Origin of the sequence: Paenibacillus yanchengensis (assembly GCF_042684845.1) — a bacterium.
Lineage (GTDB): Bacteria > Bacillota > Bacilli > Paenibacillales > Paenibacillaceae > Pristimantibacillus > Pristimantibacillus yanchengensis.
Map to the genome: position 1 here is coordinate 25,121 of NZ_JBHUMH010000016.1, position 19,518 is coordinate 44,638.

General features: G+C 39.3%; 18 protein-coding genes. 9 read left to right on the plus strand and 9 right to left on the minus strand.

Annotated features, from left to right (window positions below; translation table 11 throughout):
• The first annotated feature begins 127 nt into the window (after positions 1-127).
• The gene (locus ACFSTH_RS07260) at positions 128-799 is read left to right on the plus strand and encodes an HAD hydrolase-like protein (protein WP_377772809.1); all 672 of its coding nucleotides are present in this window, start codon (positions 128-130) and stop codon (positions 797-799) included.
• 124 nt (positions 800-923) lie between these two features.
• On the opposite strand, the gene ACFSTH_RS07265 is transcribed toward ACFSTH_RS07260, so the two are convergent.
• The 6 genes from ACFSTH_RS07265 to ACFSTH_RS07290 all read right to left on the minus strand — a co-directional run bounded on the left by ACFSTH_RS07265 (position 924) and on the right by ACFSTH_RS07290 (position 7,697).
• Positions 924-2,015 carry a YheC/YheD family endospore coat-associated protein gene (locus ACFSTH_RS07265; protein WP_377772807.1) on the minus strand — a complete coding sequence of 364 codons (1,092 nt, stop codon included), beginning with the start codon at positions 2,013-2,015 and terminating at the stop codon, positions 924-926.
• A gap of 15 nt (positions 2,016-2,030) precedes the next feature.
• On the minus strand, positions 2,031-3,206 hold the full coding sequence (locus ACFSTH_RS07270; RefSeq protein ID WP_377772805.1) for a YheC/YheD family endospore coat-associated protein: 1,176 nt from the start codon (positions 3,204-3,206) through the stop codon (positions 2,031-2,033).
• Complete coding sequence (locus tag ACFSTH_RS07275; protein WP_377772803.1) at positions 3,203-4,576, minus strand: YheC/YheD family endospore coat-associated protein; 1,374 nt, start codon at positions 4,574-4,576, stop codon at positions 3,203-3,205. The genes ACFSTH_RS07270 and ACFSTH_RS07275 overlap by 4 nt, the downstream gene beginning before the upstream one ends.
• Positions 4,573-5,757 (minus strand): YheC/YheD family endospore coat-associated protein, encoded by a 1,185-nt coding sequence (locus ACFSTH_RS07280; RefSeq protein ID WP_377772801.1) that lies wholly within the window; start codon positions 5,755-5,757, stop codon positions 4,573-4,575. The genes ACFSTH_RS07275 and ACFSTH_RS07280 overlap by 4 nt, the downstream gene beginning before the upstream one ends.
• A gap of 33 nt (positions 5,758-5,790) precedes the next feature.
• The gene (locus ACFSTH_RS07285) at positions 5,791-7,167 is read right to left on the minus strand and encodes a YheC/YheD family endospore coat-associated protein (RefSeq protein ID WP_377772799.1); all 1,377 of its coding nucleotides are present in this window, start codon (positions 7,165-7,167) and stop codon (positions 5,791-5,793) included.
• A gap of 170 nt (positions 7,168-7,337) precedes the next feature.
• Positions 7,338-7,697, minus strand: coding sequence for a helix-turn-helix domain-containing protein (locus ACFSTH_RS07290; protein ID WP_377772797.1), 360 nt, complete (start codon positions 7,695-7,697; stop codon positions 7,338-7,340).
• 175 nt (positions 7,698-7,872) lie between these two features.
• On the opposite strand from ACFSTH_RS07290, the gene ACFSTH_RS07295 reads away from it, so the two are divergent.
• Together ACFSTH_RS07295 and ACFSTH_RS07300 are read left to right on the plus strand one after the other, a co-directional pair.
• Positions 7,873-8,340 carry a hypothetical protein gene (locus tag ACFSTH_RS07295; RefSeq protein WP_377772795.1) on the plus strand — a complete coding sequence of 156 codons (468 nt, stop codon included), beginning with the start codon at positions 7,873-7,875 and terminating at the stop codon, positions 8,338-8,340.
• A gap of 63 nt (positions 8,341-8,403) precedes the next feature.
• Positions 8,404-9,753, plus strand: coding sequence for a DRTGG domain-containing protein (locus ACFSTH_RS07300; RefSeq protein ID WP_377772895.1), 1,350 nt, complete (start codon positions 8,404-8,406; stop codon positions 9,751-9,753).
• 23 nt (positions 9,754-9,776) lie between these two features.
• On the opposite strand, the gene ACFSTH_RS07305 is transcribed toward ACFSTH_RS07300, so the two are convergent.
• The 3 genes from ACFSTH_RS07305 to ACFSTH_RS07315 all read right to left on the minus strand — a co-directional run bounded on the left by ACFSTH_RS07305 (position 9,777) and on the right by ACFSTH_RS07315 (position 11,014).
• Positions 9,777-10,085 carry a YtpI family protein gene (locus tag ACFSTH_RS07305; RefSeq protein ID WP_377772793.1) on the minus strand — a complete coding sequence of 103 codons (309 nt, stop codon included), beginning with the start codon at positions 10,083-10,085 and terminating at the stop codon, positions 9,777-9,779.
• 80 nt (positions 10,086-10,165) lie between these two features.
• Positions 10,166-10,684, minus strand: a complete 519-nt coding sequence (locus ACFSTH_RS07310) for a hypothetical protein (protein WP_377772791.1) — start codon at positions 10,682-10,684, stop codon at positions 10,166-10,168.
• A gap of 3 nt (positions 10,685-10,687) precedes the next feature.
• Complete coding sequence (locus ACFSTH_RS07315) at positions 10,688-11,014, minus strand: YtrH family sporulation protein (protein ID WP_377772789.1); 327 nt, start codon at positions 11,012-11,014, stop codon at positions 10,688-10,690.
• A gap of 145 nt (positions 11,015-11,159) precedes the next feature.
• Between ACFSTH_RS07315 and ACFSTH_RS07320 the strand changes: the two genes are divergently transcribed.
• From ACFSTH_RS07320 to pyk, 6 genes are all read left to right on the plus strand, one after another.
• Positions 11,160-14,720 carry a DNA polymerase III subunit alpha gene (locus ACFSTH_RS07320; protein WP_377772787.1) on the plus strand — a complete coding sequence of 1,187 codons (3,561 nt, stop codon included), beginning with the start codon at positions 11,160-11,162 and terminating at the stop codon, positions 14,718-14,720.
• 76 nt (positions 14,721-14,796) lie between these two features.
• Positions 14,797-15,261 (plus strand): phosphatidylglycerophosphatase A family protein, encoded by a 465-nt coding sequence (locus ACFSTH_RS07325; protein ID WP_377772785.1) that lies wholly within the window; start codon positions 14,797-14,799, stop codon positions 15,259-15,261.
• Between the two features lie 120 nt (positions 15,262-15,381).
• Positions 15,382-15,570 (plus strand): glutamate decarboxylase, encoded by a 189-nt coding sequence (locus ACFSTH_RS07330; RefSeq protein ID WP_377772783.1) that lies wholly within the window; start codon positions 15,382-15,384, stop codon positions 15,568-15,570.
• 43 nt (positions 15,571-15,613) lie between these two features.
• A complete protein-coding gene (gene accD / locus ACFSTH_RS07335) occupies positions 15,614-16,474 on the plus strand; it encodes an acetyl-CoA carboxylase, carboxyltransferase subunit beta (protein WP_377772781.1) in 861 nt (286 codons plus the stop codon).
• Positions 16,474-17,574 carry an acetyl-CoA carboxylase carboxyltransferase subunit alpha gene (locus ACFSTH_RS07340; RefSeq protein ID WP_377772779.1) on the plus strand — a complete coding sequence of 367 codons (1,101 nt, stop codon included), beginning with the start codon at positions 16,474-16,476 and terminating at the stop codon, positions 17,572-17,574. The genes accD and ACFSTH_RS07340 overlap by 1 nt, the downstream gene beginning before the upstream one ends.
• A 158-nt stretch (positions 17,575-17,732) precedes the next feature.
• A complete protein-coding gene (pyk, locus tag ACFSTH_RS07345; protein ID WP_377772777.1) occupies positions 17,733-19,484 on the plus strand; it encodes a pyruvate kinase in 1,752 nt (583 codons plus the stop codon).
• The last annotated feature ends 34 nt before the right edge of the window (positions 19,485-19,518 follow it).

Here is a 19,518-nt window from a genome sequence, read left to right on the forward strand (position 1 = left end):
TGTATAGTGGTGCATCATTAACGCTTTACAGTGACTAATTAGCTTGCCGAACTGTTCGTTCATTTAGTATGATGGATAAAATATAGATAGTAGAAAATAGAGGTAGATTGGGGAGTGGAACAGCGCTATGCAGCAAAAACCAGAAGCGATTATATTTGACATGGATGGAACGTTGTTAGAAACGGAAAGTTTATTAGTTCATGTACACAAACGTTTATTTGATACGTTACGCGAGGAAGGGTTATATGTAGAACAACCGCCTAAACTAGCTGCTTTGCTTGGTTGTCTTGGAATGCTACTTGAAGATATATGGAAAAAATTGATGCCTAATAGTTCACAGGCGGCACGAGATCGTGCTGATGAGCTCATGTTGCAATATGAGATAGAGGGGCTGGCAGCAGGGGAAGGAGATCTCTATCCTGGAGTCGTCGAAACGTTAGAAAAGCTACAGGAACAAGGAGTACGTTTATTTGTTGCTAGCAATGGATTGGAGCAATACATTCGAAAAATTGTTCATTATAAACAAATGGAACCTTTATTTACCGATTTGTATTCGGCAGGGCAATATGAAACAGCATCAAAAGTAGACTTGGTACGACTGCTCTTGCATAAATATGAGATTACATCTGCATGGATGGTAGGAGATCGTTCGTCTGATATAGAAGCTGCTAAGAAAAATGGGCTTGTAGCTATTGGTTGTGCCTATGCGAAGTATGGACAATCGGAAGAATTAAATGAGGCGGATATATTAATTTCTCAATTTTCGGAATTGGAAACACTACTTGCACAAACGAAGTAGATAAGGGAAGAGGTTGCAACAAACGTTTACTTTTCTTTCTAGATGATAACAAGCCTGGGACTACACTACTTTGCGTAAAGCATAGAACGGATAAGTGTAGCTACAGGCTTGTTTTTATGAAAGGTTATTTTTGTAGTAACCATAATGCATATTCTAATGGTTTGGCGATTGCTTGCTCATAGACTGCATGCTCTCCAGCACGGATGAAAACTTCTCGAGCTGGCTTTGGGTTAACTTCGATCATCCAAATCTTTCCATCCTTATCGATAGCTAAATCGAATGCTAATTCACATAAACTGCCATACGTCTTTTCCAAATATTTGGCTGCTTCTTCACCGAACCAGTTTATTTGTTGCTTGATTGCTTCTAATTTGAAATCATCTTTGAACCATATTCGAAGTAATTCATTCATCGGTATTGCTTTTCCACCGCCATGTAAATTAGAAGTAATACTTCCTTTTGCTCCAACACGTCCAGCACAACCTGTTACTTTCCATTCTCCTAGCCCATTTTTTTGGACAAGCATACGATAATCATGAACTAAACCATTATTTAATTTTAGATCGAGCCCTTGTTGGACGATATAGCGAGTAGATCTTAAATTCCAAGTAGATAAAAATGCGCCCAAGGAAGATAGTGTAATTTGTCGTGGCGTAATGATGCCACGTTGTTGATTTCTACCTTGAATATAGAGCAAGCCATTACGTCTCTTCTCAATTCGAATAATGCCACGTCCACCAGTACCGCTAATTGGTTTTAAATAAATAATTGGAAATTTTTGCAACATCTGAATGATATCAGACAAATGATTGACCAGTTTGGTTGAAGGCATAAACGAGCGAAATTTAGGTTCTTTCATAAACGCATTATGAATGGTCCATTTGTTGCGTAATGGGCGATTTAAAAAAGTAACATTGCCATAATGTCTCCGAAATTTTTGTAATCGTTGAAAACGTTCCGATTTTTGTAAACGACAACGGTCATAGATAGCATTCGGGAAAGTAGTCCATTGGCGACGCCATGTTTTTTTGTGTGTATTATAAAATAATGCATGGATACGGTCTTTACTGTAATTGACATCGTCAGGTGTAAACACAAATATATCAATACCCATTTGTTGTCCAGCAACGGTCATTTTTTCGTAGACGGGTTTTTCTTCTAATGTTCTTTGATCGTTCATATAGAGTGTTAATATACCAAGTCTGGGCGTTGCCATTATACAAAGCCCCCTTTAGTTATAAGCAGTTATTTCTGCTGTATTTTTCTTTTTCAGCATTAAATAGTGGGCATATTGGAATATCCTTTCCAAAGATTTTTGACGAATATGAGGTTCATCAAATTTCATTGGTTTCGCATTTGCTTCAAACACCCATAGTTTCCCATCTGTATCTACACCTAAATCCATTGACATTTCTCCAAGTGTTTGTTTGGACCCTTTTTCAATTTGTCTCGCTATAACGGTAGTAATGTTACGAGCGTTGTTCAAAATTTCGCCTGATCGTTGTTCATTGAACGTAAATCGTAACAATTTTTCAGGTTCTTCGATTTTTCCACCGCGCGGAACGTGAGTCGTAATACTATATGCACCAGCAACTCTTGCTCCTAGACCCGATAACTCCCAATGACCATGTCGATTTTTTTGGACGAGTGCTCGTAAATCATATTTGCGGTCATGGTAGGCAGCTAACTTAATAGCTTGCTGTACAATATAAGGTTCTTTTGTTCGTTGTTGTTGAATCCGAATCCATAGCTTAGCTAATGTAGAACAATGATAGGTAGAGCTTCGTTTGTTTTGCTGAATTTGCAGTCGATAGGGTAACGATTTTTTAGCGATATAAGTGACGGTCATAATTCCTTGTCCAGCCTTGCCGCTTACCGGTTTTAAATAGAGATGATCATGTTCCGCCAACATTAGCTTGAGATTATCTACAGAGTTTAATCTTCTAGTTGCTGGAATGTGTCTAAGCGTTTTTCTAGATTCTCGGAGCCACTTAAATAAATGCCATTTGTTAAAATAGTTAGGGTTGAACATCGACAGCTTTGGATGTCTGCGACATGCTTTTAATTTAGCACGAACTAATGGTAATCGTTCATGTTCACGTTGTGGAATGCGATTATAAATAACGTCAGGAAATGGTAGCAGTTCTTGCTGCCATTTTCCTGTTTCTTCCAAATATACATAGCCTTGTAGATGAGTGCGATTGAGTAATAGTTTTTTGATGGTTAAGACGTAGACGATAAATCCCATACTGTTGCCGGTTCTAATAATATCGATAAAATTTGAACGATTGCCAAGAAAAGCACGTTTCTGATCATCGATAGTTAATATAGCTAGTACGGGTGTAGTAAGACTTGTAATTACCGCTTTTGGAGAAGAAGTGAGTAGTCGTTGATTGTTTATATTCATGAGTCGCTCCCTCCATTAAATCGGCTTAAATAAACACAATGATCAAAAATATGAGTTAAAGATGCTCTTCCTTCCGCTTTTAAGGCTGGATGCTTGAAGATGGAGCGTCCCGGTTTTGCATTTGCTTCGAACATCCAAACTGCGCCATCTTGATCTATTCCAATATCGAGTCCTAATTCACCCAATTGGTGTGGATAATTTCGTTCAATGGCTTCTGCTAAACGTACAGAGACATGTTTTGCTTTTTGTAAAATTTGATCGGCTCGATTTCCAAATGTTCTATTTAGTGCTTGTTGTGGCGTAAGGAGCGTACCGCCGCTATTAACATGAGTCGTTACACTGCCACGTCCTGCTTTTTTTGCTCCTATTCCTGCGGATACCCATTGATTTTTACCATTTTTGTGCATGTGGAAACGGAAATCGATCGGGCAGCGATCAAGCTCAATTAATTTAATACCTTGCTGAGCAACATATTGCGATAGTTTGCTACCGTGTCTTGCTTGAAGCATTCGAATTAAACTGTTGAAGTGTTTAAAACGCAACAACACATTTTGCTTGCCTCTCCGGAAACGTGCAAAATAACCTTTTCCTGGTTGATAGGTTAGACGATAAATGCCAATGCCAAGGCTGCCCGCAGTTGGTTTGTAATAAATAAATCGATGCTTTTCCAACATATCTTTAATCGTTTCAACAGAAGGGTTGTTCACCGATTCTGGTAGATGATGCAATGCTTCGGGATCATTGTCGAGTAGTTGGTAAACATCGGCTTTATTTAAAAAACTCCAATTGAAAAAAGGGATAGAGTGTTGGACGAAACGTTCACGGACGGAACTTAAATAGGCTGCTGATTCCGCTTTGCGATTCGGCAATCGATTATAGATCACATCTGGCAAAGGAACTGTTCGGCGTTGCCAGCCACCTTGGGGGCTGAGAAAAAAGCCGTTTACTGTCTTGTTATTCCAGTTAATATCACTTGGTGTAAAACCGAAAATATAAGCTTTCTTTTCACCTGTTTTAATAATTTGTCTAATTAGCCCAGCACGATTACCGAATGGATATCGTTCATCTGAACGAAGAGTATCGGTTAGTACGCCAACTAATGGGCCTAGTCTAATGCTATCTCCTTCTCGTTGGATGGAAATAGTACCAGTACGTGGAATATGCAAAGATTGTCTAATAGGAACAGATACATATAATATTTGTCCACTTCTATTTAACTTTCTGATCGATACGTCTATAGAAGCGTTGCCCATAAAAAGTTTAATTCTTTTGTGAGTAGTTAACTCGAGCTGTTTGAGCAACGAACTAGACATATAGACAACAAGATCAGATTGAGAAGAGAAGCGGACATTGCAAGTTGTCAAGCTCATCGATGAACCTCCTGAATGTTAAGTGATCGCATAGTTGCATGTAACAAATGCGAATAGCGGCGATCGTTATTTGCGTGCTTCCATAAATAGTGTCCATATTGCAAAGGGCGAATAGTGGACAGTACTTGGGCTTTTTTGTCTTTGATCATCGTAAAACTTTGTCTGCCCGGTCGTGAGTTTACTTCTAGCAACCATAACTGTTGTTGCCGATCCAAGCCGAAATCAAAGGCTAGTTCTGCAAATTTACCTAGTCTTTGTTCCAGTAAAGTAGCTGCGTGGATACTGAGTGAGTGTAGTGTTTGTTCTAACTGTTTCATATCAATGAAAGTTGTTAATCGGTCAGGTAATGTAGCTAGTGAAACTGCGATCCCGCCACCATGTAGATTGGATGTAATACTATGCTGTTGACCACATCTGACAGCGATGCTGGTCATTTGCCAGAGCCCTGATTTATCTTTTTGTAATAAACAGCGAAGATCAAATGGATAGTCGTCTTTATCAACTAATTGTAGATAGGGTTGGAGCAAATATCGTTGGCTTGCTATTATAGTATGAAATTTTTTGGTTAGTGCTTCTATCCCTGATAAATTTATCGAAAAAGATTGATTAGACATCGTTCTACCCGTTAGCTTCCACTGTTTTTCTGAAGAGTCCGATGAATGAATCCGAATGATTCCTTTGCCTTGCATACCAGCTTTTGGCTTGATGATAACGCCGTTAGGCTGTTTTTTTAATAATGCTAATAAATGTTTCATATGAATAAATGGTAAAGTAGGCGGAAGATATTGCTGGAGAGATGAATCTGTTTGAAGGATGCGATGGACGGCCCATTTTCCTGGTAACGTAGCATTTAATCGTAAGTGGTTTTTTGTTTGCTGAAGAAGTTGAAGTTGTTTGCTGGATGTAGCAAAGTCTTTGTAATTCGTATGAAAACGGCGATCATAGATTATATCAGGCAAAGAAATTCGTTGCTTCTTCCAAAGGCTATCTGACCAGACATATCCGGACAATTCTTTTTTCTCTACGTTAAAATCGCTCATTTGAATAACATAAAATGTCATATCTAATTGAATAGCCGCTTGCGCTAGTTGTTCTAAAAAACGTTGCTCTGGCAAGATAACTTCTTCTGTGCAATCATTATTTTTGATGGCGGCTACAACAGTAGCTATTATTGGTTGCAATTGTACATCAATCCCTCCTGTTGTACCATCCAATTAAAACTCAGAAATATACTTAGCGTAAGCAATCATTTTTTTTACAGATGGTCGAATTTTACCGTCTTTTAATGGTGTATTATCATTTTTAGATGGTTTGGAGTTTACTTCTAGTAGCCATATTCGGCCGAACCGATCCACTGCAAAGTCAATCCCTAGTTCAGCGAAATGGGCTTCTAGTTGTTTGTCGATTGCTTTGGCAATTTGCATAGCGGCATGTTTTAGACGGGTAATTAATTCTAAACCGTTGTTTGGTGTCAAAATATTGGATTTACTAATGGCTTCTTCTACACGACTAAGCGTACCGCCTCTAGCGATGTTAGAAACAAAATGCTGGCTACCCGCAATACGGGCAACGGTCGACGTAATCGACCATTCACCAAGATGATTTTTTTGAGCTAATACTCGAAAATCAACGGGGCGTTTTTGAACTTCAATGAGCCGTAGTCCTTGTTGTACTTGATACTTTGTCGTTTTTTTGCGAAATAATCGGGTATATAACTGTGTTAAATTGGTGTATTGACCATGTCTAGTTCCTTGGTTTGTTGTACGTTGTACTTGGTAACCGTTTGTTGTATCAGCGGTGATGCGAATAATTCCTCGCCCCATACTTCCTTCTACTGGTTTCACAAAAAGCGTCGAATATTTGTTGCTCATTTGTTTTAACGTATTCATACTAGCTAGTGGTTTGGATTCGGGTAAGTAAGTGCGAACTGTTCCATGTTGCTCTAACGCCTGAAAGACTTCTGTTTTATCAAGAAATTGTTCATTAAAAATAGTAGTGTTGTATTTGTTGGTAACGAACTTCCAAAATTGTTGGACGGTAGGGGAGCTTTCTATTTTTCGTGATGATAAACGATTATAGATAACATGTGGAATAGGCATTTGTTTTTGCTGCCAATGATCGTGATAAGTCCAGCCAAACACGGAGTGCGTATCGATTCTCATATGTTTTGGAGTGAAAAAGAAGACGTAAGCACCTTGGGCATGAGCTGCTTCACTTACTTCAAGACAAAACCGACTAATCGCACCAAAAGGGCGTGATAAATCGTCGGGAAAATCTTTACTTACGAGAATACCTATAATAGGTCCTAACTGTAGCGTTTTAGTTTCGGCAATATATTTTAGGTGGATATAAGTAGGCGTATTTGTCCTATGAAAAGCTAATGTTTTGGCAAGAGTAGTATTCAGCATAATCCCTTTTTGTTTGGCTGCTGGAATAATTCGGATTTGTTCATACCATGATCCAAATTGCAATGTGACAGATTGTGTGGCAGGAATATTCCACCGCTTCATGACAGATTCACTTAATATGACTGCATCAGATTGAAGTAAGGTGGAAGGGGCTATCCCGATAGCTACTTTTGATTTTGACATTGTAAATCTCCTTCCGAGCATGGTCTTTTTATAGAATTAAAAAACGATACACTGCAATACATCATCATATGAGGACATAATATCCTTGGTGAATGTTTAGAAATAATCAAAAAAACAGCTTCCTAGTACAGTAAAGTACTAAGCAGCTGTTTTCGGTTACATAAACAAAATTATTTTGATTTTAATTCTTTGAAATTAACGACTTGTTTAATAATTTTATAGATTTCTTTTTGTTCACTCATACTGAGATCGACTATTTGATGGGTAATCTTTTCGAAATATATGTTTTTTTCACTATCTTCATCATTTATGATGGGTGCTGGTAACGTTACAAGTTCCGACAGAGGTCTATGAAGTGCTGAAGCAATTTTATTCAGTACGTCAATGGTAGGATTTTTTTCTCCGCGTTCTACTTGTCCCATATAAGAGGCGTTAATATCGGCTCTTAGTGCTAGTTGTTCTTGGCTTAAGCCTTGCGCTTTACGTATAGTTCTTATGTTTTCACCTATTAGTTTCACGATATCGCTCATAAAGTCACCTCATTATTACGATAGAGTTTTATATAGATAGCAACAACGTTATATAAGAACTATTAAAAATAACTACTATAGTCATTGACACTTAAATAGTATTCTCTTATAATCAATAGAAATATTTGAATATTTAGGTAAAATGTTTGTTTTATTGAAGTGGGGGCGACAGTTAGTGGAAGTATTTAAAACGCAGAGTGAAACTACTCGTGCTTTTTATTTTCAAGTACCGTTTTCGTTACAATTTACTTATCAATATGCCCATCAAATTCGTAAACATGCATCTGCGACAGGTTTCTTTAATTGTGATATTGATGCGCATCATCAACTGATTACATTTCAAATGGATTTGCAGTCCGATGTTATCGCAAGACCATTTAGCTACAAAAGCTCTTTATTTTGTAAGCGTACATATCAAGCACTGTCTCACCAAAGAATAGTTATAGATAATCAAGTCGTTCGAACGATAAAATATAGAACACCAATCGTCTATAATTGGCACTTGTATTTGTGTAATGAAGCAAAGAAAACTTATAGTCTGGGTACATTGGAGAGAGTGATGAAGCGATATGTACTAAAAGATGAACAGCAACAGCCAATTCTTTTGTTTCCTAAAGTAATTCATTTACAAGCGGATTGGTAATGTATCGAATTCGATGTTAATCCTCTATAATAGTAATAGGATGCAGAGGAAGGACGTATAGTGATGACCAAACAGCCATATATGGAAGCAGATAGCAAACATGAACAAGTGTTACGCTACATTAAAAGTTTACCGATCGGTCAGCGTATTTCGGTCCGAACAACAGCTCAGCAATTAGAAATCAGTGAAGGAACAGTATATAAAGCATTTAAAGAAGCCGAAAGTATTGGATTGGTGAGTACAAGAAAACGAATTGGAACGGTTCGGATTGATCGAAAGCGTAGGCATGCAGTAGAACAGTTAACATTCGGTGAAGTAGCGGAAATAGTAGAAGGAACGCTGTTCGGTGGAACAGATGGATTGCATAAACCATTGTTAAAGTTCGTTATTGGTGCGATGGAGCTAGAAGCAATGTTACAGTACATTGCGGAAGGTAGTTTGCTTATTGTAGGTAATCGGATTAGTGTACATCGGAGTGCGCTTGAACTGGGTGCGGGCGTATTAATAACGGGTGGATTCGAGCCTAGCCAAGAAATGGTGGAACTAGCGAATGAACGGGGACTACCTATTTTAACATCTAGACATGATACCTTTACGGTAGCGTCGATGATTAATCGAGCGATGTACGATCGTTTGATTAAAAGGAAAATTATACTTATTGAGGACATTGTCACCTTTAGTAAACCTGCCGATGTGTTGCATGCATATGATACTATTCATAAGTTTCATGCGATGGTGCGGAAAACGGGCGATTCTCGCTTTCCAGTTTTAGATGACCGCAAAAAAGTAGTCGGCATGATGACCGCCAAAGATGTTATCGGAGTGCCGTTGGACTATCATATTGAGAAAGTGATGACACGACAACCGATTACGATTGCTCCAAACATTACAATAGCGGCAGCGGCACATACGATGGCTGCTGAAGGGATCGATATGTTGCCTGTAGTAGATCGTCATCGCAAATTGTTAGGTGTAATTACAAGGCAAGAAGTGTTGGATGCGATGCGTTTTGCTGGTAAAGAACCGCAATCGGGAGAAACATTCGAAGATTTAATGTGGAATGGTTTTATGGCAGTAGAAGAGAAAGAGACTGCAACCGCTAGTATTATTTATCGTGGGAAAATGACTCCACAAATGTCCGGAACGTTAGGAATGGTATCAGAAGGATTGTTATCTACACTGATGTCACTTGCTGCAAGAAGAATGGTTAAAGAAACGAGCAAAAGGGACTTTCTACTAGAAAGTATGACGACATACTATATACGCCCAATACAGATTGACCATGAAATATCTATTAAACCGTCATTGTTGGAGATGAGTCGGAAGTTTACAAAGTTAGAAGTGGAAGTGAGAGACAAACAAGGGGTGGCCGCCAAAGCGATGATGACGGCCCAGATGATCGATCCTTATTGATGATTGGCATAGAGCATACTTTATTACTTGGTAGATTGCTCCATGATACGTCTATAAGTGGACAAATTGCGTAATCCAGCAAATAAGTTAAAGAGACCAACGACAAGAAACAGTGAACCGATAATTATTCGTAAAGTAGATTCGTTCGATAAAAAAAATTGGGCAGCTGCCATAAAGATGAGCATGCTGCCCATACTTATGTTCATTTTTGCTGTAATAACGCCTCTTTGATTGCTTTCTTCTGCGCGTCTACTTTTAAAGCTGTAGGTTAAAGAGAGTACCAGTGAAATGAAAATCGCTGGTGCAAAAAACCATTGAATAAGTGTAACCATACTGCCGAAGCACTCCTTCGTAAAACAATTAATGTATGTCATATTGTAACATATATCGTAGATGGAAGTCTCATCGTTGTTTACGAAGCAGGTTTTTTAATAGATGTGCGAACAGTAAGCCATACTTGCAGTACATTGTCCACAACGAGTACCGTTTTAATTTCGATAACGTAGTCTTTTTGATTAATGTCACTGTATACTTTCTTCTCCAATAACTTACGAGCAAATTGCGCATTCGAATCAATATCAAAAATGCTACGTCCCAAAAATACGGACAAATCTTCTTTTACTCGTTTTATAATTTCTGTTTCGGTTAATTGATCGAGGAGTGGTCGTTCTGATGTTTGTCCTTTTTCATTTTCTATACGAGGTAAAATACTTTTAATGACGGTATGTTGATCTTTAAATTGATTTAAGTGAGTAATATCTTCCTCATATTGTGTTAGTTTTGCTTGTAAAATGGTTCGCTCATTCATTAACTTTTCTAGCGAAGCGAGGGATAGCGAATGATATAGCGCTGCACCTAGTATTATGCCAACTAAAAGAACCCCTACAAATTGCATTGCCTTTGTAAATTTTGCGAAAAGTGGGATACGCATTGATTATACGGCCCCTTTGCAAATAAGTTTAATTAATTCCGTTGCTACATGTGCTCCGAGAAAAGCGAATATAATGTAACTAATTTGTTGCGCAGCTGGTGATAGATGTCCTTGTGTAATATTACTCTCAATAACGCGTACTGGATCGACAGATCCGCCTACAGCTGCTACAATCGCCCAAATTTTAAGTCTCATTGCTGTATCCAGCATAATAGTTGCAGGAGGCAGCAACATAAATACGGCGCCGATGCTAGCAAGTAGTGAGCCTCCTAATACGATGCCAAAGGCGATAAAAAAATCAAGCCCTGCTTTGGTTAAAAAGTAGGTCACGTTAACTCCCCTCGCTTCACTAGAATAACTTTCGATTTTTGTTTTATTCGTCGTACTACCATTGTATGGGCGTGTCCGCCTTGTTTATGATAAACTGGATATAATAATGTATAGAAGTAAGGATGCAGAGAAAGGACAAGTTAACATGGGTAGCATTAGCGCGGACAGTGGAAGTAAATCATCGTTTGTTCATTTGCACGTTCATAGTGAATATAGTTTGCTCGATGGAGCTGCCCGGATGAAAGAATTAGTAGATCGAGCAGTTGATTTAAATATGCCTGCGCTTGCGCTTACGGATCATGGTGTAATGTATGGAGCGATACCATTCTATAACTATTGCTTGGAGCGGGGAATTAAGCCGATCATTGGTTGCGAAATGTACATTACTGCCACGTCGCGGTTGGAAAAGAGTAACCGACAAGAAAATCCGAACTATCATTTAACTGTTCTAGCAAAAAACAATGTGGGCTATCACAATTTAATAAAGCTATCTACTATCGGTTATTTAGAAGGATTTTATTATCGTCCTCGTATTGACTTAGATATTCTTCGTGACCATGCAGAAGGGCTAATTTGCTTGAGTGGATGTATGGGTGGACAACTATCACAGCTACTGCTACAGGGCAAGATTTCGGAAGCGGAAACATTAGCAACGCAATATAAACAGGTGTTTGGTGAAGATTATTATATTGAACTACAGGATCATGGATTATATGAACAAAAAAAAGTGCTGCCTTTATTAAAAGAATTAGCAGAAAAGTTACAAATTTCTGTCGTAGCGACTAATGATGTTCACTATATACAAGCAGAAGATGAAGCGTTGCAAGATATATTAATTTGTATTGGAACAGGTAAAACGGTGGAAGACGAAGATAGGCTTCGGATTGCATCGAATCAGCTTTACATGCGCAGTACGGACGAAATGAGTGCTTTGTTCCGCCACATACCGCAAGCGATAACGAACACGCGTGCAATAGCGGACAAATGTGAGTTAGAAATAGTGTTTGGTAAAGCGCCATTGCCTTTATATGAGCCATTGCCCGATTCCCAAAATGCTACACAGTTTTTACTTGATTTGTGTCAACAAGGAGTAGTGGAGCGTTACGGACAATTATTAGAGTGGCAACAAACGACATATCAAGCGACCATTATGGAACGATTGCAGTATGAATTGTCCATTATCGAAAAGATGGGCTTTAGCGATTACTTTTTAATTGTCTGGGATTTTATTCGATTTGCACATGAACAAGGAATACGAACGGGACCAGGGCGTGGATCGTCGGCAGGTAGTTTAGTAGCGTATGTACTTCATATTACGGACGTAGATCCGATCAAATATAACTTGTTGTTTGAACGATTTTTAAATCCAGAACGAATTTCGATGCCGGATATAGATATAGATTTTGATGATGAACGACGTGATGAAGTTATCGCTTATGTGCTGGACAAATATGGAGATGATCACGTTGCACAAATCATTACTTTCGGTACGATGGCGGCAAGAGCCGCTGTGCGTGATGTTGGGCGGGCGTTACGTTTACCGATTCCGCTTGTCGATCGAACAGCTAAGCAAATACCTGCGCAAGTCGGTATTACACTTACCGATGCTCTCAAAGAAAACGAAACGTTGCGCGAGATGTATGAAACGAATCCACAAGTAGAACGATTATTGAAGCTTGCTATACAAGTAGAAGGAATGCCTAGACACGCCTCTACCCATGCGGCAGGAGTCGTATTGTCTGCGGAGCCATTAACGCACTATGTTCCGTTGCAAACGGGTGGAAGTGGGACACTGGAAGCTCAAATGCCGATTACGCAATATTCAATGGAACATTTGGAAGCACTTGGACTATTGAAGATGGACTTTTTGGGACTACGCACATTGTCCATCATGGAGCGAGCTATTGGTTTTATTAGAGAGCAAGATAGAATAGAAATAGATTTCAGAAATGTAGATGATGCCGATCCGACAACGTATCAGATGTTAGGAAAAGGTGAAACGACGGGCATTTTTCAGTTAGAATCATCGGGTATGCGTAAAATATTACGTGATTTAAAGCCAACTGCTTTTGAAGACATTATATCTGTCCTTGCATTATATCGACCGGGACCGATGGAGTTTATTCCGACGTTTATTGCAAGTAAGCATGGTTATACACAAGTACATTATCCTCATCCATCGCTTGCGCCTATATTGCAGGATACGTATGGCATTATCGTTTACCAAGAGCAAATTATGCAAATTGCTTCGCATATGGCTGGTTTTAGCTTAGGAGAAGCGGATTTATTGCGACGAGCGGTATCCAAAAAAAATCGTGCGATATTGGATCAAGAAAGAGCTCATTTTGTACAAGGAAGCTTGCGCAAAGGCTATACGGATGATGATGCTAACGTCGTTTATGATATGATTGTACGCTTTGCTGATTATGGATTTCCTCGTGCTCATGCTGCTGCTTATGGTGTTTTAGCTTTTCAAACGGCATGGTTAAAAGCACATTATCCTGTACCATTTATGGCATCGATGTTAACTTCTGTTACTGGTAATATGCCAAAAACAGCACAGTATGTCGAAGAATGTCGCAGGATGGGTTTGCAAGTGTTAGCACCTGATATCAATGAAAGTTTAGATAGTTTTACACCTAGAACAGATCATATTCGTTTCGGTCTTGGCGCTATTAAAAACGTTGGTAAACAAGCGATTGAAGCGATCATTAGTGAGCGTGAAAAAGAAGCATACAGTAGTCTATTAGACTTTTGCAAACGAGTCGATTTACGAGTCGTCAACAAACGAGTTTTGGAGTCGTTAATTCAAGCAGGAGCTTTTGATCGATTGCCAGGGCACCGAGCGCAGTTGCTGGGTGGGCTTGAAGAAACGATGGCAGCAGCTAGCAAATGGCGCAAAGAACGAGAAGAATTACAAATTGAATTATTTGGACTAGAAGAGGTACAGAATTGGGAAATTGAACTGCCGGATATTCGTCCTTTTTCATTGATGCAGCAATTAGAGCTTGAACGTGAATTGCTTGGCATTTATTTGTCTGGTCATCCGCTAGATGATGTCGAACCTGTAATGGAGCAGCAGTCTCTGCATCGTTTGTCTCAATTGTTTGATCTTGCCGATGGCAGCTCGATTGTGACGCTTGTTATGATAGCGGATCTTAAACCATTTACGAACAAACGTGGTAATGCTATGGCATTTATGACGGTTGAAGATCGATTAGTGCAAATTGAAGCAGTTGTTTTCCCGGCGGTTTGGCGGCGGGTAGAAGCGGTATTAACGAAAGGAAAAGGAACAATTATCGCGATTCAAGCTACTGTGCAGCAGGAAGAGGATAGTTATAAACTATTGTTGGACAATGCGATTGTGTACGAAGCGGATGATCGCAAATTTTTGGCGGAATTAACCTATATGAAACGTCAAATACATCTTCGACAGGCGAAGCAGCAACCAGTTGACAAATCATTACCATTGAAAAGTAATCAACGTGTATTTATTAAAATAAGTGCACAAGCAGAACAAGAGGAGCGACTACATCGTTTGAAACAATTGCTTCAACAACATAAAGGAAATTATCCAACTATTTTGTACTATGAGCGAAAAAAACAAACGGTTGCATTGAGTGAGCAGTATCAAGTTTCTCCTACAAAAAAAATGCTGCAAGAAATCGAAACGTTGCTAGGTAAAGGTAGTGTAGCGATTAAGTAATTCGAAAAGAATTTAGTATCATGTCGTCCATTTCCGCATATGCATAGTTTACACGAAGCGGGAAAGGGTGTTATACATGGAAAAGATCGAACAATTGCTGATGGACAGAGGAGTATCTATTAGAGATATAGCAGAAATCGTGCATCAGATGCAAGTACCTTACAATGCAGTGTTAACGCTGGAGGAATGTGTGCAAAGTGTATATTCCGTACTTGCTAAGCGAGAAGTTCAATATGTACTATATACAGGTATTGCATTGGATAAGCTTGCAGAAGAAAAACAATTGCCAGAGCCATTACAATCTATTATGGAGAGAGACGAATCATTGTATGGCGTAGATGAGACGCTAGCATTAGGTATTACCAACGTATATGGGATGATAGGTTTAACTAGTTTTGGCTATTTAGATAAAGTGAAACCAGGCGTTATCGCCAAGTTAAACAATTCCAATGATGAAATCCATGTTTTTTTAGATGATTTAATTGCTGGCATTGCCGCTGCTGCGTCCGCTAGAATTGCGCATAAAGACTTGCAAATATAACGATATCATTTGCCGGAATTGCTATAACTATGTTATCATTGTGTCATTATATGACCATTGACGGGAACATGTAATTAGTATGGCAATAGGAGAGAATGACAAGCTCCAGGAGGTACTGAGATGTGGACAGTAATTTACATCGCACCAACGGCCAAAATAGCTGAAAATATTAATGAACGATTAACGGCGGAAGGTTTTCTCATTAAAATTCGCCCCGTCAATCTGTCAAAACAGCAGTTTGAAATTCTTGTACCATCAGGGGAATTAGATGAAGTTCAAGAAGTGTTCAACTCCATTATCAGGCTCTGATCGGCTTCAAAAATTTATGATTGCTACTTGAGAGGTGTCACACGTGCAAATAAAGGATTTATTTTCTAAAAAAAAGTACGCAACAATTCCAACGGGCCGGGCAAAACGCGACATACCTGAAGGTTTGATGAATAAGTGTGCCAAATGCGGCACTATTTCGTACAGTAAAGAATTGGAAAAGAATTTAAAAGTATGCTTATCATGCGGTCATCATTTTCGGTTAAGTGCATTTGAACGATTAGCAATGACATTGGATGAAGGTAGTTTTAATGAATATGATGCTACGATGGAATCTTTGGACCCACTAGAGTTTCCAGGATATGCAAGTAAATTGGAACAACAGAAAGCGAAATCAGGCTTGCTCGAAGGAGTAATTACTGGCGACGGGACGATTAATGGGCTTCCTGTAGTAGTAGCTGTTATGAGCTTTGATTTTTTCAGTGGAAGTATGGGGTCCGTTGTGGGCGAGAAGATTACGAGAGCGATTGAAGCTGCACATGAAAAGCAGCTACCGCTTATTATCTTTTCAACTTCTGGTGGTGCAAGAATGCAAGAAAGTATTATTAGTTTAATGCAAATGGCAAAAACAAGCGCTGCACTATCTAAGTTTCAACAAGCGGGCGGGCTGTTTATTTCTATTTTTACAGACCCAACTATGGGTGGTGTGTCGGCTAGTTTTGCTAGTTTAGGTGACTATAATTTGGCAGAGCCAGGCGCGTTAATCGGATTTGCAGGTCGCATTGTTATTGAACAAACGATTAGACAAAAACTACCAGATAATTTCCAAACGGCAGAATTTAACTTACAACATGGCCAACTCGACAAAGTTGTGCATCGTAAAGATATGAAACAAATTTTGACCAAGTTGCTTGATATGCATTCGAAAGAGGGAGGTAGCTTCTAATGGCCAATGAATTACCTTTTGAGAAACCGCTAAATGACTTGCGTCAAAAAATAGTGGAGTTAAAAAGTTTAAGTGAAGATAAAGGCATTGACTTTACAGAAGAAATTATGCGGCTGGAAGAGCGTTGCAAGCAGTTGGAACATGAACTGTATAGCGAATTAACACCAGCACAGAAAATGCATATGGCCAGACACCAGCAACGTCCAACAACACTCGATTTCATTCATGCCATATTTGAAGATTTTATCGAGCTACATGGTGACCGGCTATTTGCTGATGATTTAGCAATAGTTGGCGGTCTTGCCAAACTAAATGGAGTACCTGTTACTGTCATCGGCCATCAACGAGGGAAAGATACGCGTGATAATATCGCTCGTTTTTTTGGCAGCCCACATCCGGAAGGATTTCGTAAAGCATTACGATTGATGACGCAAGCTAATAAATTTAATCGACCGATTATTACGCTTATCGATACAAAGGGTGCGTATCCTGGTAATACGGCAGAAGAGCGTGGACAATCGGATGCGATTGCCCGTAACTTGCGTGAGATGGCAGGATTTACTGTTCCGATTATTTGTATTGTTATTGGTGAAGGCGGTAGTGGTGGAGCGCTTGCACTTGGTGTTGGTAATCGGGTGCTCATGTTAGAAAATGCTATTTACTCGGTTATATCTCCTAATGGAGCGGCATCTATTTTGTGGAAAGATGCTTCGAAAGCAGATATAGCAGCAGAAGCGATGAAAATTACTGCCAAAGATTTAGTGGAGTTTGGTATTATTGAAGAGATTATTGCCGAACCTGAAGGTGGGGCTCATCGCGACGTAGCTTATCAAGCGGATCAAGTAAAGCAAGTAGCATGGCGTCATTTGCAACAATTGCTAACGATGACTGCTGATGAATTAGTAGAGGATCGCTATGAAAAGTTTAGAAAAATTGGCTACTATCAAGAAGCAGTGCAAGAATTGACTGAAGTAGCATCGGATAAAAATGAAGTGCTGTCTGAGGAAGTCGAACAGATAGTAGAGGTAGAAGCTGAGAATGAAACTTCTCAGAAAATAGAAAATATAGATGACAAAGCGAAAGTTACAACAGAGCTATAAGAGCTAAACAAGCTTGTTTTGTACATAAATTATTAACATTTGACGATAAATATGGCAACTCATCGAATATTAAGATTTATTACTGTACAAGCTGTGAATGTTCGTGTCATTATATAGATGTATCTGAACTTAATAGTAAGCAACGGAGGAAATATTAAATGCGCAAAACTAAAATTGTTTGTACTATTGGACCATCCAGTGAGTCGTTGGAGAATACAACGAAGCTGATTAAAGCAGGTATGAACGTTGCCAGACTTAACTTTTCACATGGTGATTTTGAAGAGCACGGCAATCGAATTAAAAATATTAAACAAGCGAATAAAGAGCATGGCACGTCTGTTGCTATTTTGCTTGATACGAAAGGACCAGAAATTCGTCTAGGCACACTCGCTGATGAATATGAACTTATTCAAGGCGACGAAGTTGTTCTAACTACAGAGAACATCGTAGGCGATAACAAACGAATTCCGGTTACTTATACGAACTTACCGAATGATCTTTCCGTAGGATCTACTGTGTTAATTGATGATGGCTTAATTGGTCTAACGGTAGAACGAATCGAAGGAACTGAAATTTATTGCCGCATCGTTAATAGTGGTCCAGTAAAAAGTAAAAAAGGTGTTAACGTACCAGGAGTAAAGATTTCTTTGCCAGGTATTACTGAAAAAGACGCCAACGATATTGTATTTGGTATAGAGCAGGGTGTTGATTTTATCGCTGCTTCATTCGTGCGTAAAGCAAGCGATGTGTTGGAAATTAGAGAGCTATTAGAGCGTCACAACGCTTCACATATCCACATCATTTCTAAAATCGAAAATCAAGAAGGCGTAGATAACCTAGATGAAATTATCGAAGTTTCTGACGGTTTAATGGTAGCTCGTGGAGATCTTGGTGTAGAAATTCCGACCGAAGAAGTACCACTAGTACAAAAAGAAATGATTAAAAAATGTAACCGAGCTGGAAAGCCAGTTATTACGGCTACACAAATGCTTGATTCTATGCAACGTAACCCACGTCCGACAAGAGCAGAAGCAAGTGACGTAGCTAATGCTATTTTTGACGGCACAGATGCTATTATGTTATCTGGAGAAACTGCTGCGGGAAGATATCCAGTAGAATCTGTTCAGATGATGGCAAGAATTGCAGAGCGTACAGAATCAGCGCTTGAATATAAGGAAATCTTCTTGAAGCAAGCGAATGCGCAACAAATGACTGTTACAGAATCAATTAGTCAATCTGTAGCTAACTCTGCATTAGAGCTTGATGCTAGAGCGATCGTTACATCGACACAGAGCGGCTTTACAGCTCGTATGGTATCGAAGTATCGTCCAAAAGCTCCAATCATCGCTGTCACTACAGACGAGCGTGTCATGCGTCATTTGGCACTTAGCTGGGGAGTAACGCCACTGCACGGTGCTGAAGCTGCTACAACGGACGAAATGTTCGAAATTGCAGTAGCTAGTACGTTGCGTACGAATATGTTAAGCCTTGGTGATACGATTGTCATTACAGCAGGTGTACCAGTTGGACAAGCTGGAACGACGAACTTAGTGAAAATTCATCACATTGGTGAATTGCTTGCAAAAGGACAAGGAATCGGGAGCCAAGCAGCAACTGGCAAAATTATTGTTGCTACTAATGCAGCAGAAGCTAATGCAAAAGTAGAGCAAGGGGATATTCTAGTCGCTATTTCTACGGACAAAGATTACATGCCTGCTTTTGAAAAAGCTAGTGCGGTAATTACGGAACAAGGCGGAATTACTAGCCATACTGCTGTTTGTGGATTGAACTTGAGTATCCCAGTTATTTTGGGAGTTAAAGAAGCAACAGCTATATTAAAAGATGGTATGGAAGTTACCATTTATGGCGAGACAGGCTTTATCTACTCTGGACAATCCAAAGTATTTTAATTCGAATTGTTTGCAAACATAATGTAAAGTCAAA

Bases quoted from the DNA above. Each gene is read 5' to 3' on its own strand.
- ACFSTH_RS07260 (WP_377772809.1), top strand. From the start codon at position 128: ATGCAGCAAAAACCAGAAGCGATTATATTTGACATGGATGGAACGTTG.
- ACFSTH_RS07265 (WP_377772807.1), bottom strand. From the start codon at position 2,015: ATGGCAACGCCCAGACTTGGTATATTAACACTCTATATGAACGATCAA.
- ACFSTH_RS07270 (WP_377772805.1), bottom strand. From the start codon at position 3,206: ATGAATATAAACAATCAACGACTACTCACTTCTTCTCCAAAAGCGGTA.
- ACFSTH_RS07275 (WP_377772803.1), bottom strand. From the start codon at position 4,576: ATGAGCTTGACAACTTGCAATGTCCGCTTCTCTTCTCAATCTGATCTT.
- ACFSTH_RS07285 (WP_377772799.1), bottom strand. From the start codon at position 7,167: ATGTCAAAATCAAAAGTAGCTATCGGGATAGCCCCTTCCACCTTACTT.
- ACFSTH_RS07290 (WP_377772797.1), bottom strand. From the start codon at position 7,697: ATGAGCGATATCGTGAAACTAATAGGTGAAAACATAAGAACTATACGT.
- ACFSTH_RS07300 (WP_377772895.1), top strand. From the start codon at position 8,404: ATGACCAAACAGCCATATATGGAAGCAGATAGCAAACATGAACAAGTG.
- ACFSTH_RS07305 (WP_377772793.1), bottom strand. From the start codon at position 10,085: ATGGTTACACTTATTCAATGGTTTTTTGCACCAGCGATTTTCATTTCA.
- ACFSTH_RS07310 (WP_377772791.1), bottom strand. From the start codon at position 10,684: ATGCGTATCCCACTTTTCGCAAAATTTACAAAGGCAATGCAATTTGTA.
- ACFSTH_RS07320 (WP_377772787.1), top strand. From the start codon at position 11,160: ATGGGTAGCATTAGCGCGGACAGTGGAAGTAAATCATCGTTTGTTCAT.
- ACFSTH_RS07325 (WP_377772785.1), top strand. From the start codon at position 14,797: ATGGAAAAGATCGAACAATTGCTGATGGACAGAGGAGTATCTATTAGA.
- ACFSTH_RS07330 (WP_377772783.1), top strand. From the start codon at position 15,382: ATGTGGACAGTAATTTACATCGCACCAACGGCCAAAATAGCTGAAAAT.
- ACFSTH_RS07340 (WP_377772779.1), top strand. From the start codon at position 16,474: ATGGCCAATGAATTACCTTTTGAGAAACCGCTAAATGACTTGCGTCAA.
- pyk (WP_377772777.1), top strand. From the start codon at position 17,733: ATGCGCAAAACTAAAATTGTTTGTACTATTGGACCATCCAGTGAGTCG.